The 17,645-nt window shown below is 67.5% G+C and carries 16 protein-coding genes; 6 read left to right on the top strand and 10 right to left on the bottom strand.

Going from position 1 to position 17,645, the window contains the following annotated elements; genetic code table 11:
• Positions 1–551: 551 nt before the first annotated feature.
• Positions 552–1,394, bottom strand: coding sequence for a DegV family protein (locus E0H50_RS20055; RefSeq protein ID WP_131290675.1), 843 nt, complete (start codon positions 1,392–1,394; stop codon positions 552–554).
• Positions 1,395–1,552: 158 nt separating this feature from the next.
• Here E0H50_RS20055 and E0H50_RS20050 point away from each other — a divergent pair, with 158 nt between their 5' ends.
• Entirely contained in the window at positions 1,553–2,071 is a 519-nt protein-coding gene (locus tag E0H50_RS20050) for a pyridoxamine 5'-phosphate oxidase family protein (RefSeq protein WP_131290672.1), read from the top strand.
• A 631-nt stretch (positions 2,072–2,702) separates the two neighbouring features.
• On the opposite strand, the gene E0H50_RS20045 is transcribed toward E0H50_RS20050, so the two are convergent.
• From E0H50_RS20045 to E0H50_RS20025, 5 genes are all read right to left on the bottom strand, one after another.
• Positions 2,703–5,306: an ATP-binding protein gene (locus E0H50_RS20045; RefSeq protein ID WP_131290669.1), complete on the bottom strand. Its 2,604-nt coding sequence runs from the start codon at positions 5,304–5,306 to the stop codon at positions 2,703–2,705.
• A gap of 159 nt (positions 5,307–5,465) precedes the next feature.
• On the bottom strand, positions 5,466–5,660 hold the full coding sequence (locus tag E0H50_RS20040; RefSeq protein ID WP_131290666.1) for a hypothetical protein: 195 nt from the start codon (positions 5,658–5,660) through the stop codon (positions 5,466–5,468).
• 100 nt (positions 5,661–5,760) lie between these two features.
• The gene (locus tag E0H50_RS20035; RefSeq protein WP_131290663.1) at positions 5,761–6,165 is read right to left on the bottom strand and encodes a YjbQ family protein; all 405 of its coding nucleotides are present in this window, start codon (positions 6,163–6,165) and stop codon (positions 5,761–5,763) included.
• Positions 6,165–8,645, bottom strand: a complete 2,481-nt coding sequence (gene leuS, locus E0H50_RS20030; protein ID WP_202868224.1) for a leucine--tRNA ligase — start codon at positions 8,643–8,645, stop codon at positions 6,165–6,167. Before leuS ends, E0H50_RS20035 begins: the two co-directional genes overlap by 1 nt.
• A gap of 207 nt (positions 8,646–8,852) precedes the next feature.
• On the bottom strand, positions 8,853–9,713 hold the full coding sequence (locus tag E0H50_RS20025) for a S1 family peptidase (protein ID WP_131290660.1): 861 nt from the start codon (positions 9,711–9,713) through the stop codon (positions 8,853–8,855).
• A gap of 88 nt (positions 9,714–9,801) precedes the next feature.
• On the opposite strand from E0H50_RS20025, the gene E0H50_RS43030 reads away from it, so the two are divergent.
• Positions 9,802–9,942, top strand: a complete 141-nt coding sequence (locus E0H50_RS43030) for a hypothetical protein (RefSeq protein ID WP_165547219.1) — start codon at positions 9,802–9,804, stop codon at positions 9,940–9,942.
• A gap of 312 nt (positions 9,943–10,254) precedes the next feature.
• Here E0H50_RS43030 and E0H50_RS20020 read toward each other — a convergent pair whose 3' ends face one another.
• The 4 genes from E0H50_RS20020 to E0H50_RS20005 all read right to left on the bottom strand — a co-directional run bounded on the left by E0H50_RS20020 (position 10,255) and on the right by E0H50_RS20005 (position 13,948).
• Positions 10,255–11,145: a helix-turn-helix domain-containing protein gene (locus tag E0H50_RS20020; protein ID WP_131290658.1), complete on the bottom strand. Its 891-nt coding sequence runs from the start codon at positions 11,143–11,145 to the stop codon at positions 10,255–10,257.
• Positions 11,142–11,909 (bottom strand): phytanoyl-CoA dioxygenase family protein, encoded by a 768-nt coding sequence (locus E0H50_RS20015; protein ID WP_131290655.1) that lies wholly within the window; start codon positions 11,907–11,909, stop codon positions 11,142–11,144. Before E0H50_RS20015 ends, E0H50_RS20020 begins: the two co-directional genes overlap by 4 nt.
• 97 nt (positions 11,910–12,006) lie before the next feature.
• Entirely contained in the window at positions 12,007–12,255 is a 249-nt protein-coding gene (locus E0H50_RS20010; RefSeq protein ID WP_131290652.1) for a hypothetical protein, read from the bottom strand.
• 13 nt (positions 12,256–12,268) lie between these two features.
• On the bottom strand, positions 12,269–13,948 hold the full coding sequence (locus tag E0H50_RS20005) for a sodium:solute symporter family protein (RefSeq protein WP_131290649.1): 1,680 nt from the start codon (positions 13,946–13,948) through the stop codon (positions 12,269–12,271).
• A 160-nt stretch (positions 13,949–14,108) separates the two neighbouring features.
• On the opposite strand from E0H50_RS20005, the gene E0H50_RS20000 reads away from it, so the two are divergent.
• The 4 genes from E0H50_RS20000 to E0H50_RS19985 all read left to right on the top strand — a co-directional run bounded on the left by E0H50_RS20000 (position 14,109) and on the right by E0H50_RS19985 (position 17,606).
• Complete coding sequence (locus E0H50_RS20000; protein ID WP_131290646.1) at positions 14,109–14,600, top strand: hypothetical protein; 492 nt, start codon at positions 14,109–14,111, stop codon at positions 14,598–14,600.
• The gene (locus E0H50_RS19995; protein ID WP_131290643.1) at positions 14,597–15,715 is read left to right on the top strand and encodes a sensor histidine kinase; all 1,119 of its coding nucleotides are present in this window, start codon (positions 14,597–14,599) and stop codon (positions 15,713–15,715) included. The genes E0H50_RS20000 and E0H50_RS19995 overlap by 4 nt, the downstream gene beginning before the upstream one ends.
• On the top strand, positions 15,708–16,349 hold the full coding sequence (locus tag E0H50_RS19990) for a response regulator (protein ID WP_131290640.1): 642 nt from the start codon (positions 15,708–15,710) through the stop codon (positions 16,347–16,349). Before E0H50_RS19995 ends, E0H50_RS19990 begins: the two co-directional genes overlap by 8 nt.
• A 96-nt stretch (positions 16,350–16,445) precedes the next feature.
• Positions 16,446–17,606 (top strand): hypothetical protein, encoded by a 1,161-nt coding sequence (locus E0H50_RS19985; RefSeq protein ID WP_131290637.1) that lies wholly within the window; start codon positions 16,446–16,448, stop codon positions 17,604–17,606.
• Positions 17,607–17,645 lie beyond the last annotated feature (39 nt).

The raw sequence follows: 17,645 nt of genomic DNA, 5'->3' as shown, positions 1-17,645 counted from the left end.
GGGTTAGGCGGGCGAGAGCTCGGGCTCGGGCGGCCGGGTCGGGGGGGGGGGTGCGGCGGAAGACCTTCACGCCCAGAGAAGGTACGAGTCTGGGGCGTGGGTGAGACGCCGACTTCAAAGCTGTGGAGAAACCGGCCGTTCGGGGTGGAACGGAGGATCGGGTGCTCGTATGAGGGCGGGGGCGCCGGATGATTGCGTGGCGCGGTGCTGGGCGGAGGTGGTTGGGGAGAATTTCCTGCCCGATGTGGAAAGTAGTCCTCCCCAGTTCCCAAGTCCGCAGTTTCCAGGTCCCCGAGTCGTGGGTTGCGGCTGTGATTGGTCGCCGAAAGCCACGACTCGATGAATCGCCTGGGCTCGCGGCACTCGCTCGAAGGGGCCGGAGTGGCGCGCGGAGGTTGGGTGGGTCGTGGCCAGGCGGGCGGGCAGGCGGGCAGGCGGAGGTACGGGAGCTGGCCTGGGCGCGGCGGTAGGCGAGGGCGGCGGAGGCGGCCGGGCCAGACGTGCGGCGGAGTGATGAGGCGCCGGGGCGGTGAGGGCTGGGGTGCGGGGTGTTAGTGGGGGCCTACTACTACTGCTAGGAGGCCGGGGCCTACGTGGGCTCCTATTACGGCTCCTACTTCTCGGAGGACTACCTCTTCGGCTTGGGGGAGGCGGGTGGCGAGGTTGTCGGCGAGGGTTTGGGCTTTTTCCAGGTTGGCGAGGTGGTGGACGGCGATTTGGACGGGGGTGTCGCCGGCGCGTTGGACGGCTATGTCGGCCAGGCGGGCGATGGCTCGGCTGGAGGTGCGGACCTTTTCCAGGGGGACGATCCGGCCGCCGCTGATGGTGAGCAGTGGCTTGACCGCTAGCGCCGTACCGAGGAGGGCCTGGGCGGCGCCGATGCGGCCGCCGCGGCGGAGGTATTCGAGGGTGTCGACGTAGAAGTAGGACGAGATGGACTTCATGCGGGCCCGGGCGGCGGCTTCGACGGTGATGGCGTCCTCGCCGGCGGCGGCTGCTGCGGCCGCTGCAAGGACCGGGAAACCTAGTCCCATAGCCAGCGAGCGGGAGTCGACCACGTGGACCGGGACCGGGGACTCCTTGGCACCGATCATCGCGGCCTCGAACGTGCCGGACATATCACCCGACAGGTGGATCGACACGATGGCCTCGGCACCGTTCTTGGCGCACTCCGCGTACGTCTCGGCGAACGTCTGCGGCGCCGGCCGGCTGGTCGAGACCGGTGTGAACGTCTTCAGCGCCTCCGCGACCGCATCCGCCGACGTGGCACCGTCGTCGTACGACGTCCCGCCGATCACGACCTGGAGCGGTACGACGGTCAGCGGGTGGCGGAGCAGCTCGTGCGTGGACAGACCGGCCGTGGAGTCGGTGACGACCTGCACGCGGGCTGCCATGCAGCGAGGTTACCGGACAGTTTAGGGCGTGTCTGCCGGTCCCACACCGTCGCGAGCAGGTGCTCCGTGCGGCGAGGTGCCGTGCCGAGTGCCGCGCAGTAGGTGTGGGACCGGCAGACACGCCCTCAATGTCCGAGCGCAGTGCCAAACTCGACAAGATGAAGGAGACAGCGACCGAAGTCACACAGCTGCAGGTGCTTCTCGACGCGGCCTACGAGCGGTCGACCGAGCATCTGCGCAACATCATCACGGGGCCGCGGCGGCTGGACGCCGGGGAGCTGGTGCAGGTTCTGACCGGTATGTGCACGCTGAACCTGGCCACCGTGACCGCGCGGGGTGAGCCGCGGATCAGCGCTGTGGACGGCCACTTCCTGCACGCGCGGTGGGTGTTCACCACGTCGGGGTCGGCGGCGAAGGCGCGGCACCTGAAGCAGCGCCCGGCGGCGAGCATCTCGTACGTCGACGGCGAGCGGATCGGCGTGTTCAGCCACGGGGACGTCGAGTTCCTGACCGCGGATCACCCGGACTTCGCCGAGATCGAGGAGCACCTCACCAATCACTACGGCAGCTCGCCGTCGAGCTGGGGCGACGACATCGTCTACTGCCGGCTCCAGCCGTCGTGGATGGTGGGCTACGCGTTCGACAAGTCAGCTGTGCTGGACACACCAGCGAGGTGAAGGCCACCCCTCCACGGGACCTTCACCTCGCTTTTGGTTGTGCCGGGCTACTGACGTCCCCTGTGCGTCACCAGCCCGGCTCGTCCTGCTGACTCCCCCTGGTTGTCAGCCGAAGTTGGTGGGTCCTCGGCGAGCTACTCCCCGTATCCGGCTCCATGAGAACCGGTCTGACCGCGAGCTCGTCGAGGTCCCGGGAGGTCCCAGCGGCCGGCCGGCCGGTGGGTGACCAAACCCACCGGTTGATCCGCGCCAGCCGGGTCGTGGCACTCGTCCCCTGTGTCGTGTGCCTGACCCTGTGCTGGGACCCCGCCCCGGAAGCAGTGCCCTGACGGTGCACCGCGCCCGGTACAGGCAGGACAGATCCACACTCCACAGCACTCCGGAGCTCTCGGCCGCCGGTCGGCGCCCCCACCAACCAGCCACCGGAGGCCCTCCGCGTCGCCTTCGCCGGGCTGGGCAGCTGGGCCGTTCGCCATGGCCTCTTCATGGTTCACCACCCTTTCGCTGCCTGTCACCGATGTCGGTCTCTGCTTCGTGGAACCTGCCCTACGGCTGTAATTCTTTGTCCGGCAGCCATGTCAGGACGAGGCAGAACAACCGGCAGTTACCCGGCAGCTTCAGCAGATCCGCGTCACAAAAGCGGCGAAGAGAGCGCAGCAAGTACGTCGTTGGCCAGCCGCTGTACGGCGGCCGACGGGTCCGGCTCCGGCCACCCGTCCGCGACCGATGCGCTCTCGCACGACTCCTGCAGGACCGCCCACGCGGTCGGCAGCATCGGCGGGTCCATGGACCGCTGCCACGCCAGCAACTGACCGCAGATGGCGTCTCCGGCGTCAGAGCGCCCTAGCGCGTGCAGCACCGCCACGGCTTCCGGCAGTACTTCGAGCAGGTAGACGACCCGCCCTTCGAGCAGCAACCGGTTGAGCGCGTCCAGAATCGTCACGCGCGCCTGCTCGGCCTCACCGGCGGCACGGGCCAGCCGGGACCGGTAGAGCATCACCAGGTAGTCGAAGTACCCACGGTGGCCGCGGATGTCGGCGTCGGCCTGGTCGAGCAGCGCCCGCGCCTCGTCGTACCGGCCGTCGTGGTACTCCACCATCGCGAGGCACCCAGCGACCTTGGTGCGCTCCGGATCATCTGACGCCTGGCTGTCGCGGGCGAGCTGCGCCCAGTGACGGGCACCGGACAGGTTCCCCAGCTCCAGATCGACGCGGCTGAGTGCCATGTACGCGATCTCGTCCGGGTAGACCCCCGGATTGACCAGTGCAGCCTCCCAAGCAAGCAGGAGCTCCTTGGCCTCGACCAGACGACCCCACCGCAGCAGCGCCAGCCCACAGGTCGCCTGCACCGTGGCAGACCGCTGTACGTCGCCATGCTTGCGAGCGTCGTCTACGAGCGCGGGGATCTCGGCCAGGCTCTGCGTATCGAGCAGGTGCGACCCGGACGACACCCAGCCGCCCCGGGCGACCAGGCCCATCTCTGTCTCGCCCGGGATCAGCGTGCGTGCCTCTTCGTAGTGCCGGCGCGCTCCACGGATGTCACCGGTCAGACTGGACAGCCGCCCGGCGATCGCGAGCAGCCGACCGCCAACCTCCTTGTCAGAGACATTGGAGGCGCACAGCGTCGCCCAGCGGATCCCGCTCTCGGCGACACTCGCCTGGTACTGCCACGCGATCCGGAACCCGAGCACGATCCGCGCCGCGGTGTCCCACTCCCCCAGCTCACCTGCACGCGCCAGCGCGACCTCGAACAGCGCCGAGTTCGCATGCGCGGCCCGGTAGCGCCGATCGCGATCCGGTGACGACCACGCGCCCTCCAGCCCCGAGACGTACGTCGTACACCATTCGACTGCCCGGTTCCGGAACTCGGTGAGGTCGTCGTCCTGTGACGACAGCCCGGCGTACGCGTGCTCCCGGATCGTCTCCAGCAGCTTGTACCGCGCGCCGTACAACTGCTCGAACTCGTGCACAGGCTGCAGCAGCGACTTCTCGACCAGCTCGGCGAGCAGCATCGGTACGTCGCTCTCGTCGATCGGAGTGCCCGTGCAGACACCCGCGACAGCCTCGAGCGTGAACGGCGACCCGAGCACCGAGGCCCGGTACAGCAGCTGCCGCGCCGCGTCCGAGAGCGCGTCGACGCTCCACGCGATCGTGTCCGCGAGCGTCCGCTGATGCGGCGCACCGAACCGGCGCGGCCCGGACAGCAGCCGGAACCGGTCGTCGAGCGCAGCGAGAATCGCCTCCACCGACAGCGAGCCTGCCCGCGCGGCCGCCAGCTCGAGCGCGAGCGGCAGACCGTCCAGCCGTCGGCACAGCCGCGCCACGGTCGGGGCATTCGAAGGGGTCAGCGTGAAGCCCGGCCGCACCCGCGCGACACGGCGGCAGAACATCTCGACTGCCGGCGAAGCGGAGATCGCCTCGAAGTCCTCGTCGTTCGCCGGAACGCCGAGCACCTGCACCCGGCGGACCACCTCGTCCGGCAGACCGAGCGGGATCCGGGACGTGACCAGGACGCCGATCCCCGGGAAGCTGCGGACCATCCGGTTGGCGACCGTCGCGACACCGTCGAGGACGTGCTCGGCGTTGTCCTCGACGATCACCAGGTCACCGGGCCGGCGCCCGGACAGTACGTCGTCGAGGTCCGACGTACCCGGGGCTGTGCCGAAGGCGTCCAGGATCGCCGACGGTACGGCGGCATCGCGCTGGACGGTGGTGAGGTCGACGACCACGACGGTGGTGTCGGCGCCGGAGAACCGGTCCGCCGCGGCAAGCGCCAGCTCGGTCTTGCCGACCCCACCGGGACCGACGAGCGTGACGAGCCGGTTCTGCCGCAGCAGCGCCTCGAGCTCGAACAGCTCTTCTTCGCGGCCGACGAGACCGTCAGGGATCGGGCGGGTGCCTCGCCAGCGCAGACCGGTCGGTACGGCGTCCGCGACCGAGACGACCGGCGGCGACGGCTCCACCGCCCGTACGACGGGACGCACCGAGCCATGCCCCGCGGCCGCGAGGAAGCGATCGGTGTCGTCGGGCCGCAGACCGAGTGCCGAGGCGAGCAGGCGGACGGAGTCCTTGCGCGGGCGCGCGACCCGGCCGGCCTCCATCTCGCGGATCGACCGCACACTCAGCCCGGCCCGGTCGGCCAGCTCCTCCTGGGAGAGACCGGCCTGGACCCTCAAGTCGAGCAACAGATCGGCGAATCCCCGCCGACCGTCCGCCCGGCCATCCGTGTCCGACACAGCCTGTCACCCCTCTTAGGCCTCACGTTCCTGTCACAACATAGCGTGACAAGCGGCCCGGCGGCGGGCGTGACCGGGCGGCGGGATGCGGCCTGGATCACACAATTCGTTGATCGGGGCAACGGGTTTCGAATTGCTGCGAACTCAGAAATGCACGTTTCAAGCAGTCGCGCGAACCGAGCTGGATTCATTGTCGGTGGGATACAGAGAAAGGATGCCGGCCCAGTCGTCGAGACGGGCGCGGGTATCCGCACGGCCCGAGTCGGCATTCAGCAGGCTGCCGTCGGAAATACCACGGGTAGCGCGAACCAGCAGCTCAGCGGTGACGTCGCGCAGCGTGTCAAGGGCAGCCATGACGACAATTCAAGCCGAACCGTGTTTCGCAAACGTAACGCGACCGCCAACATCACGATAAGTCACCAAAATACGGCCCGGGTTATTACCGGGTAGTCCGCTAACCGGCCAGGAACGACAGGCGGACGTGGCGGTCGGGATTGTCGCGGTTGGTGTCGACGAGGCAGATGGATTGCCAGGTGCCGAGCGTCAGGCGGCCGGCCAGGACCGGGACCGTCGCGTACGGCGGGATCAGGGCCGGGAGCACATGGTCGCGGCCGTGGCCGGGTGAGCCGTGGCGGTGCTGCCAGTCGAAGTCCCGCGGCAGCAGGTCCTCGAGGACCGCGAGCAGGTCGAGATCGCTGCCGGCGCCGGTTTCGAGGATCGCGACGCCGGCGGTCGCGTGCGGCACGAACACGTGCAGCAGGCCGTCGCCGCGACCGGAAACGAACTGTTCACACCGGCTCGTGAGGTCGAGGACGACCTCACGAGCACCGGTATGAATATCGAGGACGACCGAGTCCATCAGGCGGGGACGATGTTGACCAGCTTGGGCGCCCGCACGATCACCTTGCGGGTGCCGCGGCCGTCCAGCGCCTTCTGGATCGCCTCCGAGGCCAGCGCCAGCTGCTCCAGGTCGGCGTCGGAGATGTCCGGCGAGACCTCCAGCCGGTCCTTCACCTTGCCGGCGATCTGCACCACGCAGGTGACCGAGTCCTGGACCAGCAGCGCCGGGTCGACCTTCGGCCAGCCGGCCTTGGCGACGGTCGGCTCGTGGCCCAGCTCCTCCCACATCTCCTCGGCCGTGTACGGCGCGACCAGGCTCAGCACGATCGCCACCGCCTCGACCGCCTCGCGCACCGCCGGGTCGGCAGCACCCGGACCGGAGTCGATCGCCTTCCGGGTCGCGTTCACCAGCTCCATGATCCGGGCGACCATGACGTTGAACCGCTGCGAGTCGATCAGCTCGGCCGCGTCCGCCACCGTCCGGTGGGTCAGCTTGCGCAGCTCGGCGTCACCGGTCGCGGGGTCCGCGCCGACCGGTGCCTCGACCGCTCCGGCCAGCCGCCAGGCCCGCTGCAGGAACTTCAGCGAACCGCCCGGGGACATGTCGGCCCAGTCGATGTCGTCCGACGGCGGTCCCGCGAACACCATGGTCAGCCGGACGGCGTCCACGCCGTACTCGTCGATCATGTCGCCCAGGTTCACGCCGTTGCCCAGGGACTTGCTCATCGCCTTGCCCTGGTTGATGACCTGGCCCTGGTTCAGCAGCCGGGTGAACGGCTCCACGACGCTCAGCAGGCCCATGTCGTGCAGCGCCTTGACGAAGAACCGCGCGTACAGGAGATGCAGTACGGCGTGCTCCTTGCCGCCGACGTACTGGTACACCGACATCCACCGCTCGGCCGTGGCCTGGTCGAACGGACCGTCGGTGTACTCCGGCGACAGGTAGCGCAGGAAGTACCAGGACGAGTCGACGAACGTGTCCATCGTGTCGGTGTCGCGCTCGGCCCGGCCACCGCACTTGGGGCAGTCGACCTCGACCCACTCGCGGGCCGCGGCCAGCGGCGACACGCCCTTCGGCTGCAGGTCGGCGCCGCGCAGGTCGGGCAGCTCCATCGGCAGCTGGTCGTCGGGGACCGGGACCTCGCCGCAGGACGGGCAGTGAATGATCGGGATCGGGCAGCCCCAGTACCGCTGGCGGCTCAGCAGCCAGTCGCGCAGGCGGTAGTTGATCGTCCGCTCGCCCAGACCCTTGCTCTCCAGCCAGTCGATGATCCGCGACTTGGCCTCGGCGACCTCCAGGCCGTCCAGGCTGATCTCGTCGTTCGCGCTGTTGATCGCCGGACCGTCACCGGTGAACGCCTTGCCGTCGAAGCCGTCGGTCGGCTGTACGGTGCGGACGATCGGCAGGCCGAACTTCTCCGCGAACTCCCAGTCCCGCGTGTCCTGCCCCGGGACGGCCATGATCGCGCCGGTGCCGTAGTCGGCCAGCACGTAGTCGGCCGCCCAGATCGGGATCCGCTTGCCGGTCACCGGGTTGATCGCGTACGAGCCCAGGAAGACACCGGTCTTCTCGCGCTCCGTGCTCAGCCGCTCGATCTCGGTCTCGCCCTTGACCTTCGCCAGGTAGGTGTCGAAGGCCTCCTGCTGGTCCGGCGTGACCAGGGTTGCCGCCAGCTTCGCGTCCGGCGCCACGACCATGAAGGTCGCGCCGAACAGCGTGTCCGGACGAGTGGTGAACACCTTGATCGGCTCGTCGCGGCCCTCGACCTGGAACTCCGCGAACGCGCCCTCGGAGCGGCCGATCCAGTTGCGCTGCATCAGCAGGATCTCTTCCGGCCACTGCAGCAGCTCCATGTCGTCCAGCAGCCGCTGGGCGTACTCAGTGGTCTTGAAGTACCACTGGGTCAGCTCCCGCTTGGTGACCTCCCAGCCACAGCGCTCGCAGCGTCCCTGGACCACCTGCTCGTTGGCCAGCACGGTCTGGTCGTTCGGGCACCAGTTGACGTACGACGCCTTGCGGTACGCCAGACCGCGCTCGTACAGCCGCAGGAACAGCCACTGCGTCCAGCGGTAGTACTCCGGGTCGGACGTGTGCAGTCGCCGCGACCAGTCGAAGCTCAGCGCGTAGCGGCGGATCGACTCGGCCTGCGTCTCGATGTTGGCGTACGTGTACGTCGCGGGGTGCTCGTTGCGCTTGATCGCGGCGTTCTCCGCCGGCAGACCGAACGAGTCCCAGCCGATCGGGTTCAGCACGTCGTACCCCTGCTGGAACCAGTAGCGCGCCAGGACGTCGTGCAGCGCGAACACCTCGGCGTGGCCCATGTGCAGGTCGCCGGACGGGTAGGAGAACATCGTGAGCGCGTAGCGACGCTCGGCCGAGCCGTCGTCCTTCGCCTTGAACGGGTCCAGCTTCTCCCACACCGGACGCCACTTGGCCTGCATGGCGTTGAAGTCGTAGCCACCCCGATCGATCGAGGCGTCCTCTACCTGCTCCGTCACGGTCCTACTCCAGCTTCGTGTCTTGTTTGAGCCTAAATCTGCCAGAAATGAAAAATCCCCTCACACAGGAGGGGGTGCCGCACTGACCGGCGCTTCAGATCGCGCCTGGTTGCCAGTACGGCTACGTAAGGAGCAGGCTCACTCGCATAGCAGCAGGATAGCACCGGGTGCCGCGACCGTCCGAGACGGTCACGGCACCCAGCGCGGTCAGCCGACAGGTACGCCGAACGTCTTCAGCCAGTCCTGGACGACCTTGATGTCGATCCGCTGCAGACCGTCGAGGTAGCGGCAGTTGGCCGTGTAGCCGTAGCTGGTCACGGTCACCTGGTAGCCGTTCAGGAACGTCGGGCCGCCGGAGTCACCGAAGCAGGTGCCGCCGGTACCGCGGGTGTCGTGCTCGTTGCCGTTCACCTGCAGGATCTGCGGCGTGAGCTTCTGCCCCGGCTCCTCGGCCCAACGGCGCAGCAGTGGGTACGACATCGGCGTGGGCTTCTGCGGGCCGGAGTCGGCCTTGCGGACCTCAGTGCCGTAGCCGACCGACGTGAAGATCGTGCTGTTCAGCTTGGGCTGCTGGTACGCGTTGAGGTAATTGCTGGGCGCGATCTTCGCCGGAGCGATGTTCGTGACCGGCCGGTCGAGCACGATGACGCCGACGTCGTTCCAGTTGTCCAGGTCGGTGAAGTCGGAGTACTTCGGGTGCGAGTACGCCGTACCGGACTTGTAGCCGGCCTTCTCCAGCTCCGCCTGCGTGTAGCCCTTCGACGGGTCCGCGGCGACCGGGAACGGCGACGGCGGCTGCTCGGCGATCACCGAGTCGAACGTCACCAGGGTCTTGCCGAGCGTGCCCAGCGTGCAGTGCGCCGCGGTCACCACGACGGTCGGCGAGACGAGCGTCGCCGTACAGCGGAAGCGCCCGTCAGGTTGGTAGAACAGGATCAGACCGACGTTCGGGTGCGCGTTGCCGTCGGGTTCGCCGCCGGTGATGGCGCTGGCGGACAAGACCGGTGTGACGGCCAGTCCGAGAGCCAGCGCACAGATGCCGATGATGCGGCCCAGTCGACTCCTCATGTGTCCCCTCCAGGGGTACGGCGTGACTATGTGCCTGCATTTGAGCAGCGACGTCATCCGCTGTCCAGAGTTCGTTTGACTACCCTCTGTGGCCGTCCACTTGGGGAAGATGGGCGCCACAGCCGCGCTGATGATGACGGCGGTAGCTGTTCCCGCGGCGGTGGCGCTGCAGCAGGACGACGGCCCGAAGCCGGCTGGTGAGACGTGGGTGCGGACCGAGTTGTTCTAGATGCAGTGGGGGCGGTTGGGCTGCGGATATGCGCGGGTCGACAGTACGTATACGTCCACTGGCCGGCGATCTGGTCGTCCGTCCGGTGCGGGGTGACGGGTAGTAGGTGTATACGTACTGTCGACCTGCAGCCTTCGGCTGACCACGTCCAGAGGTCGGCCGTGCCGGGGCGAGAGACCCCCTCTGGGTGCTGCGGACAGGAAATAGCAGGTCCCACCGCACCAGAACCTGTCTCGCGGCCCGCAGTTCACCCACCCATCGGACAGGAGCGGTGAGGTCTCCCGGATCGTCAGGCGGCCTCAAGGGTTCGTTCTAGATGAACTCGGTGCCGCCGGCGCGGCGGTGGTCGCCGGGAGTGCGGCCGTACTTGCGTTTGAAGGCAGTGGAGAACGGACGTACGTCGGAGTAGCCGCAAGCTCTCGCTACCTCGGTGATGGACAGGGTGTGGTCCAGGAGGAGCTGTGCCGACAACTCGAGCCGGAGGCGGCGCAGCGTCGACATGATGGACGCACCGGTCTGCTGCGTGAAGAGGCGTTCGGCGTGCCGCTCGGAGAGGTGTACGGCGGCTGCCACATCCCGGACCGTGATGGGCCGGGACAGGTTGTCTCGGAGGTGCCTCTGCATCGCCTCCACGACCAGAGGTCCACGGTCCCGTCTGACGGGCTCCACCGCGAGATCCTCATCCAGTGCGAAGGCACGAGCCGTTTCCATGACCAGCGTCGCGCCCAGTGCACCCAGTACGGTGCCGTACCCGGACACCGGCGCAGCCGCCTCCGCAGCCAAGCCCGTGATGAGTGCAGGCAACGCACCGGTTCTCGTGGACATGACAGGGCCGTCAGCACGTGTCAGCCCGGACCACCATCCGCGTTCGTCGGATCCGGGACGAAAGGTGAAGCCCCAGAACGCGATGCCGAGCGGCGACGTGTGCGAGGACTCGATCTCGTGCACGTCACCGGGGCGCGCGAGGAACACTGACCCCGGCACCACGTCGTACTGCACTGCGCCGTTGTTGAAGCGGCCCTCGCCGGAGTAGGCGAGGCAGACCTCGTGGAAGGAGTGGCTGTGCCAGTAGTTGCGCCAGTACTCCGGCCGGTAGTGGCCCCAGCTGAGGAAGTCCGCGCGGAAGCCGTCGACCTCGCAGGACTCGAGCAGTCCCGCGAGGTCGACGAAACGATCCGCTGCGGCAACGGATACGAGGCTCAAACAGCGCTCCTGCCCGTGGGGTCGACTCCCCGCAGCATCATGCCCTGGCCGAGTGACCACTCGTGCGTCTTGACGGTCGGCGGGTCGGACGGGTCGCGGTACTGGACCAGCCAGGTGGTGCGCGCCTCGTCACTGGTGTTCACCCCGGACCCGTGCACGGTCAGGTAGGTGAAGAACAGTACGTCGCCTGCCTCGGCCGGCTGCGGTGTCGCCGCGTCGAACGACGGCTCCAGCAGGTGGTACGACCCCTCCGGGCTGTGCTCCCGTGGCCCCTCCTGGTGGCTGCCGGGAATCACCCGGACACAACCCTTCTCGACCGGTGCGTCGTCGAAGTGGAAGATCGCCGCGCCGACCCGGTGATAGGTGTGCGGGAAGAACGGGTGGTCCTGGTGCAACGGGAACGGCGAACCGTTCTCCGGCGGCTTCACGAACAGCTTGGTGTGGTGCAGTTGCACGTTGTCCACACCCATCACCGCGGCGGCCACGTCGGTGAACCGCGGGTCCACCAGGAGCTTCGAGAACTCGGCGTCGTAGAACTGCGCGTCGTGCAGGTGCTGCAGCTTCGTCGGCGCCTCGGTCATGTCCCGGGCGGCGCCCCAGGTCGGGTCGTCGGTCCGGTTCAGCTGGGCCAGCAGGTCGTGGCTGCGCTGCCGGTAGTGCGCTGCTTCTTCCTTGCTGAGAAGGCCTTTCACCAGCACGAAGCCGTTCTCGGCATACTGCTGCGCGAGCGTCGAGAGTTCGGGGCGCCCGTCTGTGATCGTCATGTCGGAGTACCTCCTGATCGGGTACTTCGAGCCTACGAACGCCGGCGCCCGGACGGGAGGACCCGACCGGACGCCGATGTTCGTCAAACGGACATGCCTACTCGTCGGCAGGCTTCTCGTCGATCGGTACGGCGATCGGCCGCAGCCGGGCCCACGCCACGAAGACGGCGGTGAACACCAGCATCCCGATGCCGCCCCAGAGGTTGATGTTGATCCCCGCGGCCTTGTCGATCTCGGCCTGCTTCTCGACGATGCCGAGGACGGTCAGCACCACCCCGTAGATCCCGACCAGGGTCGCGATCACGATCCGGATGTCGAACGCCCCGGCCTTCTTCTTCTCCGCCATCACAAGCTCCCAATCAGCCGAAGACGATGTTCAGGACGATGGTCATCGCCAGCGAGATGCCGGCCAGCAGGACCGGCCTGCGGTACCAGCCGTGGTCACCGCGGAGCGTCACCTCGGTGCGCTGCTCCTTCGGCGTCAGCGAGTACACCAGGCCGACCAGCTCGGATTCCTCCTTCGGCCGGGTCATGGTGCTGACCAGGACGCTGACCAGGATGTCGACCACGAACGCCGCGCCGGCGCCGACGAAGCTGGCGCCCTGACCGGGCAGGTTGATGACGCCGTTCTCGGACAGGATGAAGACCACGATCGCCGTCGTCGTACCGCTGACCAGGCCGATCCAGCCGGCCGCCGCCGTCATCCGCTTCCAGAACATACCGAGGATGAACGTGGCGAACAGCGGCGCGTTGAAGAACGAGAACAGCTGCTGCAGGTAGTCCATCAGGTTGCTGTAGCCGGAGGCGATCGCGGCCGTGCCGATCGCGATCAGCGTGCCCGCCACGGTCACCCAGCGGCCGGTGCGCAGGTAGAAGTCGTCCGGCCGGTCCTTGATGACGTAGCGCTCGATGATGTCGTACGACATCACGGTGTTGAACGAGCTCAGGTTGGCCGCCATACCGGCCATGAAGGACGCCAGCAGACCGGTGATCGCGAGGCCGAGCATGCCGTTCGGCAGCAGGTCGCGCATCAGCAGCAGGATCGCGTCGTTGTAGTCGACCTCGCCGCTGCCGGTGGCCTTGAACTGGGCCAGTTCCGGCACGATCACCGCGGCGATGATGCCGGGGATGATCACGATGAACGGCACGAACATCTTCGGGAACGAGCCGATGATCGGCGTCCGCCGGGCCGCCGACATGTTCTTCGACGCCATCGCCCTCTGCACCTCGACGAAGTTCGTCGTCCAGTAGCCGAACGAGAGCACGAAGCCGAGACCGAACACGATGCCGATCACCGACAGGAAACTGTTGCCGAACCCGCTCAGCGCGTTGCCGGGCCAGGCCGACATCTGCTCGCCGCCGCCCGGCGACGCGGTCACCTTGTCGACCAGGCCCTGCCAGCCGCCGACCTTGTGCAGGCCGACCAGGGTCAGCGGCAGCAGCGCGGCGACGATGACGAAGAACTGCAGCACCTCGTTGTAGATCGCGGCCGACAGCCCGCCGAGCGTGATGTAGCTGAGCACGATCAGGGCGGCGACGATCACCGACACCCAGATCGGCCAGCCGAGCAGCACGTTCACGATGGTCGCGAGCAGGAACAGGTTCACGCCCGCGATCAGCACCTGCGCCAGGGCGAAGCTGATCGCGTTCACCAGGTGCGCGGGTTTCCCGAACCGGCGGAGCATGAACTCCGGCACGCTGCGGACCTTGGAGCCGTAGTAGAACGGCATCATCACGACGCCGAGGAACAGCATCGCCGGGATCGCGCCGATCCAGAAGTAGTGCACGGTCGGCATGCCGTACTGCGCGCCGTTCGCCGACATGCCCATGATCTCGATCGCGCCCAGGTTGGCCGAGATGAACGCCAGGCCGGTGACCCAGGCGGGCAGCGACCGGCCGGACAGGAAGAAGTCCAGGCTGCTCGACACCGCGCGTCTGGCCAGGTACCCGATCCCGAGCACGAAGACGAAGTAGAGCGCGATGATGATGTAGTCGATCGCCGTGGCATCCAGTCTGAGGATGGATTGTTGCGCAAGCATCGGGCCTCCGGATCACCGCTGTGACAGATCGTGTTGTTACCGGTCAGGAACGTTACTCCTACTTTCAACCAAACACGGCGGCGACCCGGCCGGTTCTCCACCCAGATCTCCACCCGTGGTCGGTACCCACAAATGTCCGCGCAGACCTACCGTCCGTGACATGAGCCTCGGAACCTTGCCCAACGCCCTCGTCGTGATCGCCGTCGTGGTCGTCGTACTCGCGCGGCGGCTGTCCTGGTCCGAGCTGGAGAACTCCGACGCCGACGTGTGGCGCGGCCCTCTCGTGCTGATGGGCGTCGGGGTCTACCAGCTGTACGACCGGCACACCGTCCTGGGCGCCGTCGACGTCGTACTGCTCGTGGTCGGTGCCGTGCTCGCGCTCGTGGCCGGTGTCGGCTCCGGACGGGTCGCACAGGTCCAGCGGCGCGCCGGGAAGGTGTTCTTCCGGCTCGGGATGCCCGGGCTCGGCATCATGGTGGCCTACCTGGTCGTCCGGCTCGGACTCGCCGGACTCGGCCATCTGCTCGGCGCCTCGGTCGCCGGCGGCGGCGGCGGCGCGCTGATGGTCTCGATGGGTGCGAACCTGTTGACCCAGTCACTGATCATCCAGAGCAAGGCGAGCCAGATGGCCGAGGAGTACACCAACCAGTGAAGCTGAAGGCGCTGCTGCCGCCCGGTCCGCACGGAGAGAGCGGCTGGGTCGGCCGGGTGCTCACCACGGGGGTCGCGGTCGCCGTACTGGCCACCGCACGGCCTGCGGCCGCGTGGGTCTGGGTGGTGCTCCTGGTCACCTTCGCCGCGTTCGTCGTCGGCTCGGTGCTGATGACGGCTCGTCCTTACGTCTCGCTAGCACTGCTAGCCCCCGTCGCGGTCAGCAACGCGCTGATCGCCGGCTACCCGCAGTCGAACGCCCTGGTCCTGGTGCTGGTCGCGATCACCGACATCGCGGTGATCGACTTCGGCCGTCGCGGCAACCGGCCGATCATTGCTGTCGGCATCGGTGTCGCTGCCGGGTACGCGGGGTCGGCCTGGTGGTTCGGGCAGCCGGACACCTGGTACTTCTCCCAGCTGCTCTGGACCGCCGCACTGACCGCCTTCGGGTTGAACCGGCGCCAGTACGAGGTGCAGGCGCGGCAGACCGAGCAGCTACTGGAGCAGACCCGCCTGGCGCAGAGCGAACACGCCCGCGCGGCCACGCTGGAGGAGCGTGGGCGGATCGCTCGGGACCTGCACGACGTACTGGCGCACTCGCTGGGCGCACTGAGCGTTCAGCTCGAGGTAGCCGAGGCACTGCTGGAAGAGCGTGGTGACACGGCCGGTGCGCTGGAGCGGGTACGTCGCTCGCGCCGGCTCGCCGTACAGGGGCTGACCGAGGCCCGTGATGCTGTAGCCGCGCTGCGGGCGGATGAGGTGCCGGAGCTCCCTGCGGCGTTGGCTGCGCTCGCAGAGCAGCACGAGGCGGATCATGGCACCGCCGTGCGGCTGACTGTCACCGGCCGGCAGCGGCTGGAGTCAGGTGTCACGGTTGCACTGCTCGGCGCGGCGCGTGAAGCGCTGACGAATGCGGCGAAGCATGCGGCTGGTCAGATTGTTGACATGAGGCTTGTCTACGAGGACGGCGTACGGCTGTCGGTGCGAACCAAAGGGGTCACGAGCGGCGAGGGGTTCGGGTTGGCGGGAATGCGGGAGCGGCTGGCGCTGGTCGGTGGGACGCTGACGGCGGGTGCGGACGGCGACGACTGGTTGGTGGTGGCAGAGGTTGACTGACGCAATCCGAGTGGTCGTGGCGGACGACCAGCAGGTCGTGCGGGAAGGACTGGTCGCCCTGCTCGGGCTGATCGACGGCGTCCACGTCACCGGCGCGGCCGCGAACGGTGTCGAGGCCGTCGACCTGGTTGCCCGGGGCAACGTAGACGTGGTGCTGATGGACCTGCGGATGCCCGTCCTCGACGGGACGCAGGCGACGGCGCGGATCACGGCCGACTTCCCGGACGTCGCCGTACTGGTGCTGACGACGTACGCCGACGACGCCTCGATCGCGAGCGCGCTCCGTGCCGGCGCCCGCGGCTATCTCACCAAGGACGCCGGCCGCGCCGAGATCGGCGCCGCGCTGCGATCGACCGCGGCCGGGCAGTCCACGTTCGACGCAGAGGTCTCGAAGCGTTTGATCGCAGGGCTCACCTCGACGGACCAGAGCACCGACGGGCTGACGGCCCGGGAGACCGAGGTACTGCGGTTGATCGCGCAAGGACTGAGCAACCCGGAGATCGCGGGCCGGCTGTTCATCAGCGAGGCGACCGTGAAGACGCACATCAACAACACGTTCGCGAAGATCGGCGCCCGCCACCGCGCGGAGGCAGTGCGCTACGCATATCAGAAAGGAGTCGCATCGGATTCCTGACCCGCCTGCGGGCGACACGCTCAGCGAGGTTGACGGCCGTCTCGATGTCCGATAATCAGAACGTCGAGAGCCGGAGAGCGTGGGGGGAACACCTGGATGGCACAAGATCTCAGACTCCAGATATTCCAAGGGGAGTCACTACTTCAGCATTTGCGCCAACGAAATTCCAGCGGCGGCTTCCTGTTCTGGTTGCCGATCGTCGCGCTCGGATCATTTGCGGTACTTGCGGCGGCCGGCCAGGATCTCGGCCAGGCTGATCTCGCGGGCCTGCTCTGTCACGACATCAAGGCGTATATCTATGCCAATGACAAGCTCTGCAGCTCCGCACCGCCTTCGGAGCGTATGAGTTTCCTCAGAGACCTGCCGCTGCTCATCACAATAACCCTGCTGTCCTTGACGCCGGGCCTGATGTACCGCCAGTGGCTGGGCATCGAATCGTTCCTCGACTCGATGGAGCGCCGGAACATCCTCGCCTGGCCGAACGGACGAGCCGCCGTCCTTCAAGAGGTGCAGTCCTGCAACGCGTACTATCGCCGGGCATCACGGACGAGCCTCGCGATCCTCGCATTCTCGTTCCTGTCAGTCAGCATCGTGTGCAAGGCGCTCGCGGTCGGCAGTGATTACCCGGTTCTTGATACGACAGGGAATGGCGGCGCCGTCAAGTACTCACTGTGGTGGGCAGCGATATCGTCCGAGGGCTGGGCGTGGCTCGGCTATGTCGGCTGGGGAACTCTCTTCGTGTACTCGGTCGTGTTGCAGAATGTCTACGGCGGTCGCGCCGTCGCACTCCTCTGGCGGACCAGGAAGTCGATCGACTACGGCGCCGACGTCGACAACCTCGACGGCCATTTCGGCTGGTCGGACGTCCGGAAGATCCTGCTCTGTACCTGGACAGCCATCATCATCCACGGCATCGCGATGGCGATGGTCGCGATCTCGTTGCCGAACCATCCGGCGATCGTGCTCTCGCCGTTGCTCATTCAATGGCTGGTGACAACACCTTTCTATGTCGGCATTCCGATCTATCTGATCAGGAAGAACATCGCGAACTGGAAGAGCGCCGAACTGAGCAAATTGACGCTGGCCCAGGTGCCCGCGGCGAGCACACAACAGGCTACGGCCGCAGGGGCCATGGCGGATCGGATCAGAAGAGTTCGGGTGAATCCGTACGCAGGGATCACGGCTCGGATCGTCTACTTTCTCGGCTTCGTGTCATCACTGACGGTCGTTATTCAAATTCTGCGCATCATCTACTGATAGGGGCCGAAAGTGCCTGAACAACCCGATGGCCGAGGG

The sequence above is a fragment of the Kribbella sindirgiensis genome, from assembly GCF_004331435.1.
In the GTDB taxonomy this organism is placed as follows: domain Bacteria; phylum Actinomycetota; class Actinomycetes; order Propionibacteriales; family Kribbellaceae; genus Kribbella; species Kribbella sindirgiensis.
The sequence above is the reverse complement of the archived record's forward strand: the minus strand, read 5'-3'. Positions and strand labels throughout refer to the sequence as shown.

What these genes read in the sequence shown, in the direction of transcription:
- E0H50_RS20055 (WP_131290675.1), bottom strand. Translation starts at nt 1,394, where the DNA reads ATGGCAGCCCGCGTGCAGGTCGTCACCGACTCCACGGCCGGTCTGTCC.
- E0H50_RS20050 (WP_131290672.1), top strand. Translation starts at nt 1,553, where the DNA reads ATGAAGGAGACAGCGACCGAAGTCACACAGCTGCAGGTGCTTCTCGAC.
- E0H50_RS20040 (WP_131290666.1), bottom strand. Translation starts at nt 5,660, where the DNA reads ATGGCTGCCCTTGACACGCTGCGCGACGTCACCGCTGAGCTGCTGGTT.
- E0H50_RS20035 (WP_131290663.1), bottom strand. Translation starts at nt 6,165, where the DNA reads ATGGACTCGGTCGTCCTCGATATTCATACCGGTGCTCGTGAGGTCGTC.
- E0H50_RS20025 (WP_131290660.1), bottom strand. Translation starts at nt 9,713, where the DNA reads ATGAGGAGTCGACTGGGCCGCATCATCGGCATCTGTGCGCTGGCTCTC.
- E0H50_RS20015 (WP_131290655.1), bottom strand. Translation starts at nt 11,909, where the DNA reads ATGACGATCACAGACGGGCGCCCCGAACTCTCGACGCTCGCGCAGCAG.
- E0H50_RS20010 (WP_131290652.1), bottom strand. Translation starts at nt 12,255, where the DNA reads ATGGCGGAGAAGAAGAAGGCCGGGGCGTTCGACATCCGGATCGTGATC.
- E0H50_RS20005 (WP_131290649.1), bottom strand. Translation starts at nt 13,948, where the DNA reads ATGCTTGCGCAACAATCCATCCTCAGACTGGATGCCACGGCGATCGAC.
- E0H50_RS20000 (WP_131290646.1), top strand. Translation starts at nt 14,109, where the DNA reads ATGAGCCTCGGAACCTTGCCCAACGCCCTCGTCGTGATCGCCGTCGTG.
- E0H50_RS19985 (WP_131290637.1), top strand. Translation starts at nt 16,446, where the DNA reads ATGGCACAAGATCTCAGACTCCAGATATTCCAAGGGGAGTCACTACTT.